Origin of the sequence: Nocardia sp. NPDC019323 (genome assembly GCF_044389845.1) — a bacterium.
Classification (GTDB): Bacteria; Actinomycetota; Actinomycetes; order Mycobacteriales; family Mycobacteriaceae; genus Nocardia; species Nocardia implantans.
In genome coordinates this window covers 118,352-138,110 of the sequence record NZ_JBIRYN010000008.1, presented here as the reverse complement: position 1 = coordinate 138,110, position 19,759 = coordinate 118,352, and the positions used below count along the sequence as shown (strand labels likewise).

At 69.9% G+C, this 19,759-nt stretch carries 18 protein-coding genes and 1 pseudogene; 12 read left to right on the top strand and 7 right to left on the bottom strand.

The annotated features are described in order from the left end of the window. Window positions 1-46: 46 nt before the first annotated feature. Window positions 47-1,315: an epoxide hydrolase family protein gene (locus tag ACH49X_RS26250; RefSeq protein ID WP_195078271.1), complete on the bottom strand. Its 1,269-nt coding sequence runs from the start codon at window positions 1,313-1,315 to the stop codon at window positions 47-49. Window positions 1,316-1,448: 133 nt separating this feature from the next. Here ACH49X_RS26250 and ACH49X_RS26245 point away from each other — a divergent pair, with 133 nt between their 5' ends. Beyond that, window positions 1,449-2,270, top strand: coding sequence for an alpha/beta hydrolase (locus ACH49X_RS26245; RefSeq protein WP_323124137.1), 822 nt, complete (start codon window positions 1,449-1,451; stop codon window positions 2,268-2,270). A gap of 77 nt (window positions 2,271-2,347) precedes the next feature. Here the strand turns inward: ACH49X_RS26245 and ACH49X_RS26240 are convergent, their stop codons facing one another. The 3 genes from ACH49X_RS26240 to ACH49X_RS26230 all read right to left on the bottom strand — a co-directional run bounded on the left by ACH49X_RS26240 (window position 2,348) and on the right by ACH49X_RS26230 (window position 4,379). Beyond that, entirely contained in the window at window positions 2,348-3,304 is a 957-nt protein-coding gene (locus ACH49X_RS26240) for a type IV toxin-antitoxin system AbiEi family antitoxin domain-containing protein (protein ID WP_195078272.1), read from the bottom strand. An 89-nt stretch (window positions 3,305-3,393) separates the two neighbouring features. Then, window positions 3,394-4,023: a TetR/AcrR family transcriptional regulator gene (locus ACH49X_RS26235; RefSeq protein WP_195078273.1), complete on the bottom strand. Its 630-nt coding sequence runs from the start codon at window positions 4,021-4,023 to the stop codon at window positions 3,394-3,396. Continuing rightward, the gene (locus ACH49X_RS26230) at window positions 4,023-4,379 is read right to left on the bottom strand and encodes an SPW repeat protein (protein WP_195044329.1); all 357 of its coding nucleotides are present in this window, start codon (window positions 4,377-4,379) and stop codon (window positions 4,023-4,025) included. Before ACH49X_RS26230 ends, ACH49X_RS26235 begins: the two co-directional genes overlap by 1 nt. A 216-nt stretch (window positions 4,380-4,595) precedes the next feature. Here ACH49X_RS26230 and ACH49X_RS26225 point away from each other — a divergent pair, with 216 nt between their 5' ends. Beyond that, the gene (locus ACH49X_RS26225) at window positions 4,596-5,792 is read left to right on the top strand and encodes an FAD/NAD(P)-binding oxidoreductase (protein ID WP_357206519.1); all 1,197 of its coding nucleotides are present in this window, start codon (window positions 4,596-4,598) and stop codon (window positions 5,790-5,792) included. 86 nt (window positions 5,793-5,878) lie between these two features. Here ACH49X_RS26225 and ACH49X_RS26220 read toward each other — a convergent pair whose 3' ends face one another. Continuing rightward, window positions 5,879-6,457, bottom strand: a complete 579-nt coding sequence (locus ACH49X_RS26220; RefSeq protein WP_357206517.1) for a TetR family transcriptional regulator — start codon at window positions 6,455-6,457, stop codon at window positions 5,879-5,881. 72 nt (window positions 6,458-6,529) lie between these two features. Here ACH49X_RS26220 and ACH49X_RS26215 point away from each other — a divergent pair, with 72 nt between their 5' ends. The 4 genes from ACH49X_RS26215 to ACH49X_RS26200 all read left to right on the top strand — a co-directional run bounded on the left by ACH49X_RS26215 (window position 6,530) and on the right by ACH49X_RS26200 (window position 10,818). Then, window positions 6,530-7,105 (top strand): dihydrofolate reductase family protein, encoded by a 576-nt coding sequence (locus ACH49X_RS26215; protein WP_357104053.1) that lies wholly within the window; start codon window positions 6,530-6,532, stop codon window positions 7,103-7,105. Between the two features lie 251 nt (window positions 7,106-7,356). Continuing rightward, window positions 7,357-8,910, top strand: a complete 1,554-nt coding sequence (locus ACH49X_RS26210) for an FAD-dependent monooxygenase (protein WP_357206515.1) — start codon at window positions 7,357-7,359, stop codon at window positions 8,908-8,910. Between the two features lie 301 nt (window positions 8,911-9,211). Then, window positions 9,212-9,973, top strand: a complete 762-nt coding sequence (locus tag ACH49X_RS26205) for a glutamate racemase (protein WP_195078277.1) — start codon at window positions 9,212-9,214, stop codon at window positions 9,971-9,973. A 107-nt stretch (window positions 9,974-10,080) separates the two neighbouring features. Beyond that, on the top strand, window positions 10,081-10,818 hold the full coding sequence (locus tag ACH49X_RS26200; protein WP_357206513.1) for a DNA alkylation repair protein: 738 nt from the start codon (window positions 10,081-10,083) through the stop codon (window positions 10,816-10,818). Between the two features lie 71 nt (window positions 10,819-10,889). On the opposite strand, the gene ACH49X_RS26195 is transcribed toward ACH49X_RS26200, so the two are convergent. Continuing rightward, window positions 10,890-11,945, bottom strand: coding sequence for a 2Fe-2S iron-sulfur cluster-binding protein (locus ACH49X_RS26195; protein ID WP_195078279.1), 1,056 nt, complete (start codon window positions 11,943-11,945; stop codon window positions 10,890-10,892). Between the two features lie 61 nt (window positions 11,946-12,006). Beyond that, complete coding sequence (gene mftR2 / locus ACH49X_RS26190; RefSeq protein WP_195078280.1) at window positions 12,007-12,645, bottom strand: mycofactocin system transcriptional regulator MftR2; 639 nt, start codon at window positions 12,643-12,645, stop codon at window positions 12,007-12,009. Window positions 12,646-13,045: 400 nt separating this feature from the next. On the opposite strand from mftR2, the gene mftA reads away from it, so the two are divergent. The 6 genes and pseudogenes from mftA (at window position 13,046) to ACH49X_RS26160 (ending at window position 19,395) form a co-directional block, all read left to right on the top strand. Beyond that, window positions 13,046-13,141 (top strand): mycofactocin precursor MftA, encoded by a 96-nt coding sequence (mftA, locus tag ACH49X_RS26185; RefSeq protein ID WP_157111451.1) that lies wholly within the window; start codon window positions 13,046-13,048, stop codon window positions 13,139-13,141. Between the two features lie 16 nt (window positions 13,142-13,157). After that, a pseudogene (gene mftB, locus ACH49X_RS26180) lies at window positions 13,158-13,352 on the top strand (mycofactocin biosynthesis chaperone MftB); the annotation flags it as partial. 51 nt (window positions 13,353-13,403) lie between these two features. After that, complete coding sequence (gene mftC / locus ACH49X_RS26175) at window positions 13,404-14,714, top strand: mycofactocin radical SAM maturase (protein WP_397071203.1); 1,311 nt, start codon at window positions 13,404-13,406, stop codon at window positions 14,712-14,714. Between the two features lie 231 nt (window positions 14,715-14,945). Beyond that, window positions 14,946-16,346, top strand: coding sequence for a mycofactocin biosynthesis glycosyltransferase MftF (mftF, locus tag ACH49X_RS26170; protein WP_195078282.1), 1,401 nt, complete (start codon window positions 14,946-14,948; stop codon window positions 16,344-16,346). Window positions 16,347-16,446: 100 nt separating this feature from the next. Further along, window positions 16,447-17,898, top strand: coding sequence for a mycofactocin system GMC family oxidoreductase MftG (gene mftG, locus ACH49X_RS26165; protein ID WP_195078283.1), 1,452 nt, complete (start codon window positions 16,447-16,449; stop codon window positions 17,896-17,898). A 126-nt stretch (window positions 17,899-18,024) separates the two neighbouring features. After that, window positions 18,025-19,395 (top strand): GAF domain-containing protein, encoded by a 1,371-nt coding sequence (locus ACH49X_RS26160; protein WP_195078284.1) that lies wholly within the window; start codon window positions 18,025-18,027, stop codon window positions 19,393-19,395. Window positions 19,396-19,759: the final 364 nt, after the last annotated feature.

Here is a 19,759-nt window from a genome sequence, read left to right as displayed (position 1 = left end):
GGCGCGGCGGCTTCCATTGGGGGAGTTCACATACGGGCCGGGACTTTCACCCGGCGGTCGCCGGGGTGCGTCCGCGGAAGGTGCGGCGCAGATCGTCGACCCACGCGGCGGGGATCTCCCACGGGATGAAGTGACCGCCGCGTTCGTGGACGGTGAGGTTGACGTGGTTGTACCAAGCGCCGCGGTCGCTGTCGACGAACGCCTGTACACGGCGGTCGGTGTCGACGCCGGGCGGGTTCTCGTAGGCGACGAACGTGATGCCGGTCGGCGCCTCGACGGGCGGCTGCCGGTCGTGCGACGGCGTCCAGGGATAGCGATTGTTGTTGGCGTAGGTGCGGATGGACGTGCCGATGGAATTGGTGACCCAGAAGATCATCGCGTGAGTGAGCAGGTCGTCCTTGCCGAAGACCGACTCGATGTCGCCGCCGTTGTCGCTCCATTTCACCCAGCGCTGCAGCAGCCAGGCCAGCAGCCCGGCCGGTGAGTCGGACAACCCGTAGGCGAGGGTGCTCGGTTCGAGCATGTGCGCGGTCAAATGCACGGCGAAACGCCGTTCCAGTTCCAGGATCCGGTCGCGCACGGCGGCGGGCAGGCCCTCCGGGATGGGCATGCCGCCGGTGATGTCCCACGCGCGGTCGCCGTTGAACAGGGTGAGCTTCTGACCGGAGCCGATGTGGATGCCGTACAGCTCCTCGGCGTACTTGTGCCCGAGCTGCCCGGTGACCAGCGCGCCCACGTCGCAGCCCGCCGCGGCGTACTTCGCATGGCCGAGCGTCTCGGTCATCAGGACGTGCCAGAGGTCGGCGACCTTCCAGTAGTTCATGTCCGGGTTGTTCGGCAGTGGCGCGGAGAAACCGAATCCGGGGAAAGACGGGACGATGACGTCGAAGGCGTCGGCCGGGTCGCCGCCGAACGCCGCCGGGTCGGCCAGTGGATCGATCACCTTGGCCCAGTGCCAGAAGGTCCAAGGCCAGCCGTGGGTGAGGATCAGCGGCGTCGGGTCGGGGCCTGCACCCGGCTTCCGCAGGAAATGCACCGGCACACCATCGATGTCGACGAAGTAGTGCTCGTAGGCGTTGAGCGCGGCTTCGGCCGCGCGCCAGTCGTAACCGGTGCGCCAGTACTCGACCAGCTCCTGCAGATAGCCGCGCGACACACCGTAGGACCAGTCCTCGTTGCCCGCGTCGACCGGCCAACGCGTCAACTCCAGGCGTCTGCGCAGGTCCTCGAGCACGTCGTCGGACACGTGGATGGGCGTGGGATCGAGCGGGAACGGCCGTGGTCCGGCTGCGCGCGAAGAGGTCTGCTGGCTCACCGGGCCAGTATGCTCCGCGCGCTACGCGCGGGCCGTCGAGCGCTTCCACGGCATGACGACAGAGGTCATCGCCGCCGGCGGCACGCTCCGCTAGCGTCGGGAGGGCGGATGGACGGCTGAGCGGAGGGGCGTTGTGGGCAAGAGCGGGCGGGCCGGGCGGCCCGAGATCGCCGAGGGCGTGCTCGAGCACGGCATGCCCTACTTCGCCCTCGGCGCGGGCCCGCCGCTGGTCTTCCTGCGGTGGTTCAGTCCCGACCACGCGAATCCGCGTGGTCGGATGCTCGCCTCCGAAGTGAAAGTGCTGCGGCCGTTGGCGCGGAACTTCCGCGTCTACGCGGTCAGCCGCGCGCCCGGCATGGCCGAGGGCACCACGATGGCGCGGATCGCGGCCGAGCACGCGGACGCACTGCGCCGCGAGTTCGGCGAGCCGGTGGACGTGCTCGGCATCTCCTCGGGCGGCTCGGTGGCGCTGCAACTCGCCGCCGACCATCCCGATGTCGTTCGCCGCTTGGTCGTCGCGTCGTCGGGCTGCCGCTTGGATCCGGTCGCCAAAGAAGGGCAGATGCGCTACGCCGAAGCGGTCCGGCACGGCCGCCGGGCCGCGCACCATCTCGCGTCGAGCAGCGTCTCCTCGCCCGTCGCCGCTCGTTTCGCGGCGGCGCTCATGTGGTTGCTCGACCCGTTGGGCCGCCCGCGCGACCCCGCCGACACGTACGCGTTTCTCCGCGCCGAGGACGGGTTCGATCTCACCGACCGTCTCGGCGAGATCCACGCGCCCACTCTCGTCATCGGCGGCGGACGAGACGCCGCCTACAGCCTCGACACCTTCCGCCGCACCGCCGACGGCATCCCCGATTCCCACCTCGTCATCTACCCGGGCGCAGGCCACGTGAGCGCGCTCCGGCACCCGCGCTTCGCCATCGACGTCACCGAGTTCCTCGACCGCCCCGCCTGACGCGCCATCGGTGCGCCTGCGGCCACCGAGATCCGAGCAGGCGCCGGCGCGCGGGAGGCGAATCGCGTTCGGCCGGGTCATGGTTTGGGTGTGGGAGTCCAGTAGCCGCGACGACGAGTGCCGGCCGCCGTGCGGATCGCCGCGTGGAGACGATCGGTCAACTGGGCGGGGGCGGACAGATCGCTCCAGCTCCAGCGCACGACCGCCCAGCCGAGGGCGCGCAGCCGATCCGTACGGACCCGCTCCGCGGTGACCGCACGAGCGGCGGGCAGCGGGCCGCGCGGTGCGGCCGTGCGGTGATCGCTTCCGTCGAACTCGCCGATCACGCCGAGATCGGCAAACAGGAAATCGACGCGGCCGACGCAGACCTCCTCATCGGAGAAGACGCGAGCTCGCACCTCGGGAGCAGGAAGACCCTCCCGGTGCAGCAGGATCCGGCTCAACGACGCCCCGACGCTCCCGCTGCGGCCGTCCAGGAAGTCCAGGGCGAGGGCGGCGCGGCGGCATCCGGGCCTGCGCCGGGCCCTGCGCAGGTGTTCGCGCAGTTCCGCCGTGGTGGTCAGGCCCTGGCGCAGTGCGGAATCCCCTAGGACGACCGATTGGTCGAGCCCCTCCGAGCGGGCGATGTCCAGGACCGTCCGCGCCGGGGTGGTCACGCGGATGTCGTCGACCAGGGTGATCTCGTCGGGTTCCATCCGCGCCGAATGGACCACCACCCGGCGGCTCAGCCTGCCGCCGTTGATCCGGCTCCTGGTCAGATGGACCCGGTCGAGCGGAATGCCCCAAGTCGTCATCCCGTGCAGCACCGCCGCCGAACAGTGGCTGGTGACGGCGGAGTCCGACGTCGACTCCGCGGTGGCCAGTGTCATCAGCAGATGCCTGCCGGTGGCGCCGAGACCGGAGCCCGGCGAGTTCAGGTAGTGCCCGGCGCGCAGCCGCTGCCATTTCCCGGTGCTGCACAGCCGGTGCAGCGTCTTGTCGGACAGACCGGATGCCAGCGCCTGCTGACGCGAGATCAGTTGCGGTGCTTCCATACCGGCAATCGTGATCGACCGGCGACCCCGCGCCGCCCGGCGCGGCGGCGGATGTGCACAACACTCGTGCTGTGGACAACTCCGGAGGGTCAGCCCAGCTGGGTCATGCCCGCCGCGACCACGCGAGCCACGTTCAGCACTTCGTCGGCGGTGGGCAGCGGCACGCCGTCGAGCGCGTGCAGCCGATCGGTGCTGGCGATCGCGAACATCGCCGAGACCCAGGCCGCGGCGCACGCGCGCAGGGTTCCCGGCCGGACCGGGCCGGGGGCGCTGGCCTGCAGCACCTTGGCGGTCACCTCCAGCATCTGGTCGCGCAGGCGCCGCAGTTGCCGCCGCACGTCGGGATGGGTGTCGGCCTCCCGCCACAGGATCACCCGCAGCACCGACGAGCGGTGATCGCGCAGGTTCAGCGCGGCGTCGAGATTGACCAGGCTCGTCGCCGGATCGCCCGGGGCCACCACGGTGCCGATGTCATCGATCGGCTGCGCGGGCACCCGCTCGGACATCAAGGCCGACAGGATCGAGTCCTTGGTCGGAAAGTAGTAGAAGACGAGTCCTTTGGGGACGCCCGCCGCGGCGGCGATGGCCGCCGTCGCGGTGGCGTCGTATCCCTGTGCCGCGAAGAGTTCCTCCGCGGCGTCGAGGATCAGCTGCCGGGCGTCGCCGTCGGCTTTCGCGCTGCGGCGCCGCTCGGCGCGCCGGGCGCCCGGCCGCTGCATCAGTGATGGGGCGCCATGTCGTGCAGCCGCCCCGACACCGTCGGCAGCGCCGCCACCGCGACCACCGCCGTCACGACTCCGACCACCCATGCGGTCCAGGATGCGCTGCGGTACTCGGTGAAGTCCATGACCCACGGCGAGAGGAACAGCAGTACGCCGCACAGGCCCATCACGTAGTCCGCCGCCGCCATCTCGGGGCGGGACATCTGGGCCAGACCGGTCAGGGCGATGAGCACGCCGAGCACGATCAGCGACCACATGGCGTTGTCGTTGTGGTCCACCCACAGCGGGGACAGTGCGGCGAAGGCTCCGAGCACGACGGCCAAGAGATCCTGCGCGCGGCTCTCGGTGAACATGTGTACCTCCTCAGGCTGTGCGTATGTCCTGACCTCGGTCTAGTCCTGATTGACCGCCCGATCAACATCGAAACGGACACGGTTGCGCGACAGTTGGCCGGTCGTTCGACGTGATGGTCCTCACAGGGGAATGAACCAAGCACCAGTTAGGGTGAGCTTCGTCGCCCCGCCGATTCCGCGGAATCGGCGGCCGGGTTCCAGCGAAGGGATGGCCGCATGACCGCGCCGATCGTGATCGTCGGAGCAGGCCTCGCCGGCCTGCGCACCGCGGAGGAATTGCGCCGTGCGGGTTATGCCGGTGAACTCGTGCTGGTCGGTGACGAGTCGCGGTTGCCATACGACCGGCCGCCGCTGTCGAAGCAGTTCGTGCGCGGCGAGACCGACGACACCACCCTGCGCCCGAGCGAGTTCTACACCGAGAAGCAGATCGATCTGCGCCTGAACACCGAAGCGGTCGGGGTCGACACCGGGACGCGCCGCGTTCGCCTCGCCGACGGCACGACGCTCGACTACGACCAGCTGATCATCGCCACCGGTCTGCGCCCGCGCCGCCTGCCCGGGCTGCCCGCCTTGCGCGGCGTGCACGTGCTGCGCGGTCATTCCGACGCCGTCGCCCTGCGCGCCGATCTGAGCGGCGCCAGGACGGCGCTCGTCGTCGGCGCGGGTTTCATCGGTTGTGAACTCGCCGCGAGTTTCCGGGCTGCGGGAGTGGATGTCGTGCTGGTCGAACCGCAGGCGACGCCGCTTGCCTCGGTACTCGGCGAAGCGGTGGGTGAACTGGTGGCGCGGATGCACCGCGCGGAAGGGGTGGATCTGCGCTGCGGCATCGGCGTGGACACCCTGCTCGGCGACGACGCGGGGCGGGTGCGCGGCGCGCGGCTGTCCGACGGTACCGAGGTCGCCGCCGACCTCGTCGTGATCGGAGTCGGCTCGCGGCCGGTGACCGAATGGCTGAGCGATTCCGGGATCGACTTGGCCGACCCGTCGGCCGGTGGCGGTGTGCTCGCCGACGAGGTGGGCCGGACCTCCGCCGCCGGCGTGTGGGCGGTCGGCGACGTGGCGGCCTGGTTGCACGAGACCGGATCGCGCAAGCGCGTCGAACACTGGACCAACGCCGGTGAACAGGCCAAATTGGTCGCGTGCGCGCTACTGGGCGCGCAACCGCCGACGGCGGCGCGCGTCCCGTACTTCTGGAGCGACCAGTACGACGTCAAGATCCAGGCGCTCGGCACCCCAGGCCCGTCCGACGAGGTGCGCATCGCCTCCGACGACGGCCGCAAATTCCTCGCCTACTACTCCCGGGGCGGCAACCTCACCGGCGTCGTCGGCGCGGGCATGACGGCCCAGGTGATGAAAGCCCGCGCCAAGATCGCGGCCGGGGCTCCGGTCACCGAGTTGCTCGCACCCAGCTGAGCCCGCGCCGGTGGGGACACCGGACGGGCGGAGGCGGCGAGCGTCGAACCGCGCCGAGCTGTTGACCGGGGTCGATGGCCTGCGATCTAAGGGGTAGCCGGTATCGCGCGCTCCACGATCGTGCGCACCAGTTCGGCGGCCCGCTGCTCGTCGAAAATTCCCGGTAGAGTGAGTCTTTCCAGGATGAGCCAGTTCAGGGCGAGATAGAGCAGTACCACGGCGTCCTCGTCGCCGGGCAGTTGCGACTCCTGATAGTTGGCGATATTGAAGTCCAGATCCGCGCGCACCCGCTCGGTGAGCAGTGCCTGCAATTCGGGGCGCCGGGTTGCCTCCAGCCGCAGTTCGAGGATCGCGAGATAGCCGGTCCGGAAGTGGAAGACCCGGTCGACGACCTCGGTCATGAGTTCGATCATGCTCTCGCGTGTCTGCGGTCCGCGTGATCTCGCCATGGTTTCGTCGCTGGGGATCAGCCGCTCGTAGTAGCGGTTGCCGACCTGGACGAGCAGCGCGTCCCGGTTGGGGAAGTAATTGGACGCGGTTCCGGCGGGCACGCCCGCCTCCTGATCAACCGCGCGGAAGGTCAGTCCTCGTGCCCCTTCGCGGGCCAGGACCTCGATCGATGCATCCAGCAGAGCTTGTCTGCGTTCCGGATTCGTGCGCACCACTTGACACCACTCCATGTGTAGTACTACGGTTCAAATCACTTCGTTCAGAGTACTACACGCTAGGCGGTTAAGTTGCGAAAGCTTGTCTACTACGTTGGCGTCTCCCTCGACGGCTACATCGCGGGGCCGCAGGGCGAATTCGACTTCTATCCGGTGTGCGACGACATGATGGCGTGGATCAACGAGCGGTATCCGGAGACGGTGCCGACGCCCCTCCGCGAATCCGTCGGCTTGCCCATCGACACGCCGAACAAGGTCTTCGACACCCTGGTCATGGGCCGCGGGACCTACGAACCGGGCCTCGCGATCGGCGCCACCAGCCCGTACAACCATCTGAAGCAGTACGTCTTCTCCAGCACCCTCGCACCGGTGGACAACCCGCAGGTGGAGATCGTCGACACCGATCCGGTCGAACTGGTCCGGCAACTGAAGAAGGAAGCGGGCCTGGACATCTGGCTCTGCGGCGGCGGCAAGCTGGCCGGTCAGCTCCTCGGCGAGGTCGATGGGTTGATCATCAAGAGCTACCCGGTGATCGCTGGTGCCGGCGTCCGGGCGTTCACCGGCGATTTCCAGCCGACGCAATTCACGGTCACCCAGCGCCGAGAGTTCAGCAACGGCGCGCAGGTCACCTGGTTCGACCGCGCCTGATCCCGCCGGATCGTCCGGCATCTGCTTCACCAGCTTTTCGAAAGGCGGCACCCATATGCGAAAGCAACGCAGCACCTTCCCGGCCCAGAACAACCAGCAGCGCTTCGCGCCTCGCCCGGCGCATCCGCGAGCGGTGACCAACGCCAAGAGCGGGTGGCCCCGGCACGGCAGGTACGGGGCGCGGTAGTCCGAGTGACGACCTGGGTGCCCGAAGGATCGTTGGCCGCGGCTCGGCCGGAATGGGAGTTGACATGCATACCGACGTGATCATTGTGGGCGCAGGCCCGACCGGCCTGATGCTGGCCGCCGAGCTGCGCCTGGCCGGAGTGCGGCCGCTGGTGCTGGAGCGGCAGTCGCGGCCGCGCGACACCCCGAAGGCCGGTGGTCTCGGCGGGCAGATCCTGGAGCTGTTGCGCTACCGGGGCTTGCTGGATCGGTTCGAGGCGGCCTGCACCGATCCGATCCCCGCTCCGCGGTTCCCCTTCGGCGGTGTGCACGTGGACCTCACCCAGCTTCCCGACTCCCCGCTGCACGCCTTGCCGCTGCCGCAACAGCGGCTGGAGCGACTGCTCGGCGAACGCGCACGCGAGCTCGGCGTCGACATCCGGCGCGGACATCAGGTGCTGGACCTGCGGCAGGACGCCGACGCGGTCACCGCGGAGGTCGGCGGTCCGGACGGGCCGTACCGGGTCACCGCCCGCTATCTGGTCGGCTGCGACGGCGCGCGCAGCCGGGTTCGCGACCTGGCCGGGATTCCGTTTCCCGGCACCGTCTATCCGGAGGTGAACCGACTGGCCCAGATCACCGTGCCCGATCTGGTGACGCGGCTCGACGACGGCGGCCTCGAGGTTCCCGGATTCGGCGCCATCCGCGCGGGCTTCACACGGACGGACCGCGGTCTGTTCGGGATGGGTGCATCGCCCGCGTCGGAGGTGCTGTCGGTCTACACGATCGAGGACGAGGCCGTCGAATACGACGACGACGTGCCGATGACCGTGGCCGAGCTGCGGGACAGCATCCGTCGCGTGCTCGGCGCGGATCTGCCGGTGGCCGACACGCTCCGGCTGTCGCGCTTCACCTTCAAGGCCCGCCAGGCCGACCGCTATCGCGCCGGCCGGATCTTGCTCGCCGGTGACGCGGCCCATCTGTTCCCCGCCACGGGTGTGGCACTCAACGCCGGAATGCTCGACGCGGTCAACCTGGCCTGGAAGCTGGCCGCCGAGGTCCAGGGTTGGGCGCCCGGCGGCCTGCTGGACACCTATGACGAGGAACGTCGTTTCGCCGGAGCGCGCACCATGCTGCACACCCAGGCGCAGGTCGCGCTGCGGCGTGGGCACGACCCGGCCGCCGAAGCGCTGCGGGAGGTCTTCCAGGAACTGCTCACCGACGAACAGCCGCTGCGGCGGATGGGAGCCCTCATCGCGGGCGCCGATATCCGCTACCCGCTGCCCAACTCCGACAACCATCCCTTGACCGGCGCCTTCGCGCCCGACCTCACCCTGCGCACGGACGACGGCACGACCAGTGTCGCCGAACTCCTGCATGCCGCACGGCCCGTCCTGCTCGATCTCGCCGACCGCACGGACCTGCGCGATGCCGCCCGGGACCGGCGGCACCGCGTGGACATCCGCACCGCGAAAGCGGAGAACCGCACGGCCGACGCCCTGCTGATCCGCCCGGACGGCCACATCGCCTGGGCCGCGAGCGTCGACGAGCCCGCCGACACCGCCGAGCGCGGTCTGCGCGCGGCGCTGTCGTTCTGGTTCGGCGCACCTGCGTCAGGCGCGATCCCGGCTGACGGCTGACGCCCTCCTGTTCGGCGTCAGTCGGCGGCCCTGCTGTCGTACTCCGTTACCGAGCGGGTACGGCGGTTCGGCCGGTTTCTCGCGCCAGAGGCGGCCTGGTTCGCACACCCGCGGCAGCGGCGATCCTGACCGGCGGCTGACGCTCCTGCCGCCCCCGTTCGGCGTCAGTCGGCGGCCCTGCTGTCGTACTCCCTCATCGAACGAGTGCGGCGGTTCGGCCGGTTTCCCCGCGCCGAGGCGGCTGTCGCCGGGGCCGTGCTCGGCATGCGGGGCTGTCGCAGGGCTGTAATACGGTGGTGCGGTGATCGTCGCGCTCATCGACTCGGGTCTGGGGTTGCTGCCCACTGCCGCTTGGTTGCGCAAGTTGCGGCCCGATGTGGATCTGCTGCTGCAGTTGGACCCGGATGGCGCACCATGGGGGCCGAAGCCGGAGGAATGGGTGGTCGAGCGGGTGGTGAACGCCGCGCGGACGTCCCTCCGGTCGGGCGCGGAGGTGATCGTCCTTCCGTGCAACACCGCCAGCGTGACGGCGCTGGAGCATGTGCGGGCGGACGTCGGACCGGACGTGCCGGTGATCGGCACCGTGCCCGCGATCAAGCCCGCGGCGGCCGTGTGCCGGTCGGTGGCGGTGTGGGCCACCGCGGCCACCACGGCGAGCCGGTACCAAGCCGATCTGATCGCGAAATTCGGCGGTGACGCCGACGTGGTGGGGGTGGCGTGTCACGGGTTGGCCGATGCGATCGACCGGGGCGATCTGGCCGCCGCCGACGAGGCGATCGCGGGCGCGGCGCAGCGCACTCCGCCCGGCGTGGAAGGGGTGGTGCTCGGCTGCACGCACTATCCCCTGGTGACCGACTCGATCGTGGCCGCGCTGCCCACCGGCGTCCGGCTGTTCGACAGCGCCCAAGCCGTTGCGGCGCAGACCATCCGGCGCATCGATGCGCTGGGCCGCCCGAGCACCGGCAACGGCGAGATCCGGGTGCTGAACAGCGGACGCCCCGGTGCGCTGCCCGCCAGCGCGGCCGCTTTCGAGTCCGGCCGCGTGCTGGGTGCGCAAGGGTGAACCACTGTTCGGCACCGCGTCCGCCGTGCTGACGACCGGCGCCACCGCGTGCGGTGCGGACTTCGCCGAAGGCGCGGCGCGGAGGGAGGGAACAGGAGCATGGCTCGATGACCGACTCGGTGACCGCGGCCGACGTGCGCGCGGCGCTGCGGGAACTGGCCGACCCGGCCGACGCGGCGAACCTGCGGCGATTCTTCAAGACCGGGCCAGGTGAGTACGGCGAGGGCGAGGTGTTCCTCGGGGTCCGGGTTACGGCGAGCCGCCGGGTCGCCAAGCGTTTCGCTGCGCTTCCGCTCGAGGAGATCGATCGGCTGCTCGACAGCGACGTGCACGAGGATCGGTTCGCCGCGCTGGTCATCTTGAACGCGCGATTCGCCGCGGCGTCCAGGCCGCGCTCCTTCGACGACGCCGCGCGCGCCGCCATGGTGCGGCTGTATCTGGCGGCCGTGCGCCGGGGCCGGGTGAACAACTGGGATCTCGTGGACGTGTCGGCGGAGCACATCGTCGGCCCGTGGCTGCTGGACAAACCGCGTGATCTGCTGTTCGAGCTGGCGGAATCACAGTCGCTGTGGGAGCGGAGGGTGGCACTGCTGTCCACCTTCGCCTTCATCAAGGCCGGTGACGCCTCGACCACCTTCGCGCTGGGCGAACTGCTGCTCGGCGACCGGCACGATCTGATCCAGAAGGCGCTGGGCTGGATGCTGCGCGAAGTCGGCAAGCGCGTCGACCGCGACCTGCTGACCGGATTCCTCGACCGGCACGCCGCCGCCATGGGACGCACCGCGTTGAGCTATGCGACCGAGCATCTGCCGCAGGAACTCCGCGCGGAATACCGCGCGCGATAGGCCGCCGCAATGGATCGGCAAATCCCGCTATCGCGGCAGAACGCGATAGTGCGTTCGAACTACCGGCGCGCTCAGAACTGGATCTTCAGGTGGTCGGTCACCGGATGCGCCTGGCAGCCGAGGATATAGCCGTTCTCGATATCCTCTGGGTCGAGGATTTCGGCGTTGTCCATTTCGACCTTGCCCTCGAGTACCGTGCACGCGCACGAACCGCATTCGCCTTCCTGGCAGGAATAGGGCACGTCCAGTCCCTTGGCCAGCATGATGTCCACCAGTGTCTGCTTGCGGGGCCAGGTCAATTCGTGCACTTCGCCGTCGAGTTCGACCTCGACGGTCGCCGCGTCGGCCGCCTCCTCCGCGGAGATCTCGACCGGCGCCTGGTCGGCGAACGGGTCGCCGGCCAGCGAGTTGAACACCTCGGCGTGCGTGCGGCTGCGCGGCACGCCCAGTTGCGCGAGCGCGTCGTGCACCCGGTCCATGAACGGCTTCGGCCCGCACATGAACGCGTCGTAGCCGCGGTACGGGGCGACCAGGGTGGCCAGCGCGTCGGCCGTCGGCAGGCCCTGCAGGTACTCGAGCCAGTGGATCACGGTGAGCCGCTGCGGGTGCTTTTCCGCCAGATCGCGCAGCTCGCCTGCGAAGATCACGGACTCGTGGTCGCGGTTGGCGTAGACCAGCACGATGCGGCCGGTGCCGCGGGCCAGCGCCGACTTGAGGATGGACATGACCGGCGTGATGCCGCTGCCCGCGCCGAACAACAGCAGGTCGTCGTCGAGGTCGGCCGGGGTGAAGACGCCCGAGGGCGGCAGCACCTCGATCCGGTCGCCCTCCTTCACGTTGTCGCACACCCAGTTGGACCCGTAGCCGCCGTCGGTCCGCTTGACGGTCACCTTCGGGCGGTCGTCGGTGTAGGGCGAGCTGGCCAGGGAGTAGCAGCGCGCCACCGAGCCGGTCCGGTCGCTGGGAATGCGCAGGGTCAGGAACTGTCCCGGCTGGTAGCGGAACTTCTCGGCCAGCTCGTCGGGAACGTCGAAGACCAGTGAGCGGGTGTCGGCCGTCTCGGCGATGACCGCGGACACCCGCAGCACGACCGAGCGCGAGCCGTGGGGAACCTCGACAGTGGTCATGTCGTCCTCTCGAACCTGGCACGGGCATCCCGCGACGCCAAAACTAGAACGTGTTTCAGTTTCATCGTACGTCGGTGGCCGCCTGGCGGACAAGCTGGGCCTCCAGACCGGCGATCAGCACCTCCATGCCGAAGTCGTAGGAGTAGCGTCCGCGCAGGTCGCCGATGTACCGGGTGGCCCGCTCGACCACCGGTGGCAGCGTGACGTCGGCCGGTGCGGAGCGGTCGCGGGGGTTCACCCGGCTGCGGCCGAACAGGTAGGTGTGGATGGTGGCGTAGGCGGCGAGGATGTTGCGATCGCCGAACCCCGCTTCGTCGAGGATGTCCATGATCGCGGCGATCAGGTCCAGCTGTTTGCCCAGCATCTGCTCGATCAGGATGTCACCGAGGCCGGGATACTTGCGCAGCTTCTCGTCGATCTGGTCGACCAGATCGCGCAACCGGTGCTGCCAGGAGCCGGATTCCGCTGGTGGCGTGCGCACTCCGGTGAGTGCCGCGCTGGCGACCAGGTCGAGCAGCTCGCGCTTGTCGGCGACGTAGTAGTAGGGCGCCATGGGGGAGACGCCGAGTTCGCGCGACAGTCGCCGCATCGATAGTTTCTCCACGCCGTCCTCGCGTACCACCCGCAGCGCGGCCTCGACGATCTCGGACTCCGACAGTGTGCCGTTCGTGGTGCTCGCGGGCCCTCCGTGGTTACGCAAGGCGCTTCCGCCTCCGAGCCCGTCGCGCGCACGACCGTGTGCCGCCGCCCCCGTTCGCCTGCATTCGTCCGACTCCCATGCCACCTCTACCGCTGCGGGCGTGCCGCCCGTCACGTTCTGTTCAGCTGCTTGCCACCCGCAGTCTAGAGCGCCGTGCGCCGGCCTCGTCGCCGCCTGTTCCGCTCGGCTCCCGGACGCGGCGGCCTCTCGCCCGGCGCGCGGCGGCCGGTGCCTCCCCGCTCGCCGGAACTATGACTGAAACCTGTTCTTTTGTCAGTTCATGACGTTATTGTGTGAGCACGGACTGCGCCGTGCAGTTCGCACACGGATCGTCCTCGCGGAGGTAGCCATGCCGGAATACGGGTCCACCGGACACGCAGACACCGACAACACCGGACGGATGGAGGCCGCCGCGCGGTCGGCCGAAGAGGCCCCGCTGGTCGAGGAGAGCCTCATCGAAGAGGTGTCCATCGACGGCATGTGCGGCGTCTACTGACGGGCGGTCGACGACGATGCTCGATCTCGAGACCCGCTGGCAGCTGCATCCGAGAGTGGCGCTGCGTCCGGAGCCGTTCGGCGCGCTGCTCTACCACTTCGGCACGCGCAAGCTCTCCTTCCTGAAGAGTCCGCGGATCGTCGAGATCGTCCGGTCGCTGCCGGAGCACGCGTCGGCCCGCGCGGCCCTGCGCGCGGCGGGCGTGGCGGACGCGAGCGCGGCGGCTTACGCCAAAGCGCTGACACAGCTCGCCGAATCCGACATGATCATCGGTGCGCCGGCCGGCGCACCGACGGCGTCCTCCGTCGCGAGCGCGGCCACGGCGCCGCCGTCGACGGCGGGGGTGGTCCCGCCGTCGGACGCGGCGGTCCGCCTGGTGGACCGCTTCGAGTCCGGTCTCGCCGCGCCGATCTGCCTGACCTGGGAACTCACCTACGCCTGCAACCTGTCCTGCGTGCACTGCCTGTCGTCCTCGGGGCGCCGTGACCCGCGCGAGCTGAGTACCGAGCAGTGCAAGGCGCTGATCGATGAGTTCGAGCGCATGCAGGTGTTCTACGTGAACATCGGCGGCGGCGAGCCCACGGTGCGCCCGGACTTCTGGGAACTGGTCGACTACGCGACCGCGCATCACGTGGGCGTGAAGTTCTCCACCAACGGGGTCAGGATCACTCCCGAGGTCGCGGCCCGGCTCGCGGCCAGCGACTACGTCGACGTGCAGGTGTCGCTGGACGGCGCCGACGCCGAGGTCAACGACGCCGTGCGCGGCCCCGGCTCCTACGCCATGGCCATTCGCGCGCTGGAGAACCTCGCCGCGGCGGGGTTCAGGGACGCGAAGCTGTCGGTGGTGGCGACCAGGCACAACATCGCTCAGCTCGACCAGTTCCGCGCCATCGCCGAAAGGTACGGCGCCACCTTGCGTCTGACCAGGTTGCGGCCGTCGGGCCGGGGCGCGGACGTGTGGGACGAGCTGCACCCGACGCCCGACCAGCAGCGCGTCCTCTACGACTGGTTGCTGCGCAATGGCGATGGCGTGCTCACCGGCGACTCGTTCTTCCACCTGTCGGCGTTCGGTCAGGCGCTGCCCGGCCTGAACATGTGCGGCGCGGGCCGGGTGGTCTGCCTGGTCGACCCGGTGGGTGACGTCTATGCGTGCCCGTTCGCCATTCACGACCGGTTCCGCGCCGGAAACGTGGTGAGCGACGGCGGTTTCGAGGCCGTGTGGCGATCCTCGGAACTGTTCGGGGAACTGCGCGAGCCCAGCGGCGGCGGCGCGTGCGCGTCGTGCAGTCATTACGACGCCTGCCGGGGCGGTTGCATGGCGGCGAAGTTCTTCACCGGGCTGCCCGCCGACGGGCCGGATCCGGAGTGCGTCCAGGGCTACGGCGAGGCGGCGTTGGCCGACACGGCGCGGATGATCCCGCGTTCGTCGGTCGACCATTCCCGCCGGGTCACGCCGCGCGCGGGTGGGCGCAGGAGCGGGCCGGTCCCGTTGACGCTCAGTGCGACGCGCCCGGCCGGATTCACGCCGGAACGCCGCCCCGCCCGGGCCTGCGACGAGAGCCCGCTGGCCTGAGGCCGTGAAATTTGCTGAAAGTATGCTCTAGTACGGGGATTGGCTATCGTCCGGTTGTGGACCGGGCGATAGCCGTCACGTTGCCGGATGCTGGGAAGTGGGTGCGGGCGAACCCTCGGCATCGGGTGCGGCGCGCGGCCGTTCCGGTGGCGGGCCGGTTTCGCCCGAAATTCCGCCGTTTTTTCCGGACTGTTGATGTCTGCTCGCGAAAGTCCGCCTAGCATGCCAGGAATGCGCCATGATCGCCTGCCCGACGGATTCGGGGTGCGGATCGATCCTCGGGTACGCGCATACTCCGGCGGGCGGGTTCTGATCGGCGGTTCGCCGGCCAGGTTGCTGCGACTTGCCCCGGAGGCCGCCGAGATGATCGGCGACGGGTACCTCGAGGTGACCGGTCCCAAGTCCGCCGTCGTAGCCAGACGGCTGCTCGACTCCGGAGTGGCCAACCCCCGCCCCCGGCTGCTGCCTTCGCCGGAGGACGTCACCGTCATCGTGCCGCTGCACAACAACGCCGAAGGGCTGGCACGGCTGCTGTCGGCGTTGCGCGGGCACAACGTCATCGTGGTCGACGACGGGTCCGACCAGCCGGTCCGGATACCGCGTAACCGCGGCACCCGCTGCCGGGTGACCGTGCTGCGGCACGACCGCAAACAGGGCCCCGCGGCCGCGCGCAATGCCGGCTTACGGGCGGCGACCACCGACTTCGTCGCGTTCCTCGATTCCGACGTGGTGCCGCGCAGTGGGTGGCTGGAAGTGATGCTCGGCCACTTCAGCGACCCGGGGGTGGCGCTGGTCGCCCCGCGGATCGTCGCGCTGGACCCGGAGTCCAACGCGCTGGCGCGTTACGAGCACACCCGCTCCTCGCTGGACCTGGGCAGGCGGGAGGCGGCGGTGCACTCGCGCGGGCTGGTGTCCTACGTGCCGAGCGCGGCGCTGCTGGCCCGGCGCAGGGCGCTGCTGGAGCAGGGCGGCTTCGACGAGTCGATGCACGTCGCCGAGGACGTCGACCTGTGCTGGCGGCTGGAGCGCGCGGGCTGGCGGCTGCGCTACGAGCCCGCGGCGCACGTGGCCCACGACCACCGGGTGTCCTTCCGCGCGTGGTTCGGCCGCAAGCTGTTCTACGGCACCGGCGCGGCGCCGCTGGGCGAGCGGCACGCGGGAACGGTCTCGCCGCTGTCGGTGCCGTCCTGGACGGTGCTGGCCGCGTTCCTGTTCGCCACGCTCACCAAGTGGGGCCTGGTCGGCGGCATCGTCACGCTGATCACCGCGCTGGCCCGGTTGCGCCGCGTCTTCGCCGGGTTGGACAACCCGACCCGGATCGCCGCGATCTACCTGGCGCGGGGCTTCTTCGCCGGACTGTGGCGGCTGGCCTCGGCGATGTGCAGGCACTACTGGCCGATCACGCTGCTGGCGATGGTCTTCTCCGGGCGCGTGCGGCGCATCGCCATCACCATGGCCGTCGCCGACGGCCTGGCCGACTGGTTCACCCACCGCGACTCGGGCGGGCTGGACCCGGTGCGCTACGCGGTCTACAAGCGCCTCGATGACATCGCCTACGGCACCGGCCTGTGGCTGGGTGCGTTCCGCGCGCGCAGCGTGGAAGCGCTGAAACCGACCACACCATCCCACTGATCGACCCGATCGCCCGCGATGACCTGGATCTTGCCCGCACCCTCGCCGCGCCGCTTCCCGGCGACGCGGACCGCGACGAGATACTGAGACGGGAGTCCGAATGGCCGACACGCTCATCGTCGGGGGCGGTACCGCCGGGTGTGTCCTGGCGGAGCGGTTGAGCGCCGATCCGGCGCACACGGTGCGGCTGCTCGAGGCGGGGCGATTGTGGACCAGCCGCGACGCGATGCCCGCCGAACTGCTCGCCGCCGCGGCGCTGCCGATCGGTCCGGAGGCGGAATGGCTGTGGCGGTACGAGGTGGTCCTCGCCGACGACCCGCCGGTGCCGGCAACCATCGTGCGCGGCAAGGTGATCGGCGGCTCGGGGGCGGTCAACGGCGGGTACTTCGTCCGCGCCACGGTGGCGGATTTCGAAGCATGGAGCCGGGCGCTCGGCGGCTCGGACGCCTGGTCGTTCGACGCCGTGCTTCCGTTCTATTGCCGGATCGAACGCGACCTCGACTTCGGCGCGCAGCCCTGGCACGGCGATCGCGGCCCGATCCCCGTGGTGCGCGGCTCGGCTCCAGCGCCGGTGAGCGCGGCGTTCGAGCAGGCCTGCCGCGCGGCCGGATTCGCCGAGATACCCGACCTCAATGCGCCCGGCAGCGGTGAGGGAGTAGGCGCGGTGCCGTGCAATTGCGATGAGGGGAGGCGGATCGGTCCTTCGATCGGCTATCTGCTGCCCGCGCTGGCCCGCCCGAACCTGAGCGTCGCCGGGGGAACGCTGGTCACGCGCGTCCGCTTCGACGGAACCAGGGCGGTCGGCGTGGAGTACGTCCGCGACGGCGAGAGCGGCGTCGAGTGGGCCGACCGCATCGTGCTGTGCGCGGGCGCGATCGAGTCGGCCACGCTGCTGCTGCGCTCCGGCATCGGCGACCCGGAACAGTCGCGCTCCCTCGGCATCCCGGTCGTGCACGCCGCTCCGGTCGGCGCCTGGCTCAGCGACCATCCGGAAGTGGGCATCTCCTACCTGCTGAACGTGGCCCAACCGCCGACCGTCCCGCTGGAGACGGTGCTCGAAGTCGACGATGTCGAAATCCGGCCGTACGCCGTGTCGTTCACGCCCGGGGTGCACCGGCTCGGCGTCACCCTGATGCGTCCGCGATCCTCCGGGGTGCTGCGCTTGCGGTCGGCCGACCCCGCCGCCGCCCCGCTGATCGACTATCGCTACTTGAGCGCCGAAGCGGACCGCGCCCGATTACGCGACGCGGTGGCGACCGCCGGCGGGCTGCTGCGACGAATGAACGCGCGGCCGGTCGATCCGATTCCGCGACCGGCGGATCTGGACGGCTGGTTACGCGCGAATCTCGCCACCTCGCAACATTTGTCCGGCACCTGTCGAATGGGCCGGGAAAACGATGCGGCGGCCGTGGTGGACGAGCGGTGCCGGGTGCACGGAGTTACCGGGTTGTCCGTGGTGGATCTGTCCGTGGTCCCGGTGCCACTCGGTCGTGGTCCGCAGGCTACGACCATGATGATCGCGGAAAAAGCGGCCGCACACCTGTCGGCATGAAGTGAAAGACGGTTCGGTCACAATGTTCGGGGATGCGCACCGGGTGTGACCTGGCGGACAAAGCCCAACATCGGTCGTTGCCGCTTCGAATGCGCCGGTACAGTTTGGGGCGGGAAAGAAAGGCAAATGGTCAGCAACATCGCAGGTGGGCGACCCCCACGGCCGGGCGTCGAGCCGGGCGCCCAACTCGGTGCGCTCGAAGTCTACGCCGCGAAGGCGCACGGATATCTCGGCGCGGGTGGCGATCAACTTGCCCGCCTCGCCGGTCTGCTGCGTCCCGCCGTGCTGGAGTCCTGGCTGCGCAGTCTGCGCGGTGGAATCGACCCGATGGACGCGGTCGACGGCCGCGGTCTGCGCGGCGCCGACCTGCAGCGCTATTTCCAGGCGCATCCGATGGCCGCGCTCATGCCGCTGATCGACAAACTGCTCGTACAAGACACGGCCAGAACGGGTCTGATCGTCGTGGTGGCCGATCAGTTCGGCCGGGTGCTGTCCGTGCACGGCGGCGCCGAGCAGGTCGCGGCCGCCGCGGAGATCGGCCTGCGCGCCGGTGACGACCTGAGCGAACGCCGCATCGGGACGAACGCGGTCGGCCTGGTGGTGCGCACCGGGCGCGCCGCGTGGATCCACGGCCCGGAGCACTTCCTGCACCGGATGCATCAGATCACCGGAGCGGCGGCGCCGGTGCACGATCCGGACGGCAGGCTGGTGGGGGTGCTGATGATCGCAGGCGGTGTCCGCGTGGCGAAACCGGAGATCCTCGCCTTGGTCAAAGCCACCGCGACGGCCGCGGAGATGGACCTGCTGCTCACCGCGATGCGCTCCGGCGAGCGTCGCGCGGACGGTGGCGGCAGGCGCGACCCGGCGCAGCCGCACCCGGCCGGCCGGCTCGCGCTCGACGTGCTCGGTCTCGGGCAGCCGCAACTGAGCGTCGCGGAGGACCGGGTGCCCCTGTCGCAGCGGCATGCCGAGATCCTGCTGCTGCTGGCCGAACATCCGGAGGGGCTCGGCGCCGATCATCTCGCGCTGCTGCTCGACGACACCGATCTGGACAACGGCACCATCCGCGCGGCCGTGTCCCGGTTGCGTGCGGTGGTCGGACCGGCCGTGTTCGATTCGCGCCCCTACCGTTTGCGTGTTCCGGTCGCAACCGATGTGGAGGCGTTGCGCGCCGCGCTCGACTCCGGTGATGTCGATTCCGCATTACGTCTCCATGCCGGGCCGGTGCTGCCGCGCTCGACCGCGCCGGGCATCATCGACATTCGCGACGAATTGCGGGTCAGATTGCGCACCGCGGTACTGGCTTCGGGCGACGCCGCGGTGCTGCGCCGGTGGACCGCGTGCCCTGAGGGTCGCGACGACGCCGCGGCATGGGCCGCCTACCGCGCCACGGTCGATCGCGACTCGCCGCTGTACGCGCAGATCGAGGCCAAGATCCGGGTGCTGGACCGCCGTCTCGGCGCCGATGCAACGCGAATGCAACGTTTCGGCTCATAATCTGCACAGCCATCGGTGTCGCCGCGGTCGTCCGCGATCGCGCATCGCGCTTTGCCTGGACTTCCGGCCCTGGTAGCCGCGCTGGACGACCGTCCAGAAGTTTTTAGTGCAAATTGTTCCTTTTTATTAACGAAGCGCCTAATGTTCGCACTGCACGGATCAGGACCGTGTGACGTAGCTGACATAGCCGTGGCGCTCGCTCCACGGCGATGACGTTGGAGGATTGGCGGCTTTCCGCGCGAGCGTGCCCGAGCACCGCTCGCGCTCTCATCGAATCCACGTGGTGGCCGACGCCATGCGTCCGGGCTGGGCAGCCGGGCGCAGCGGCTTGTTCGTGCTGCTCGAAAGCGTTCGGACAGCCGCT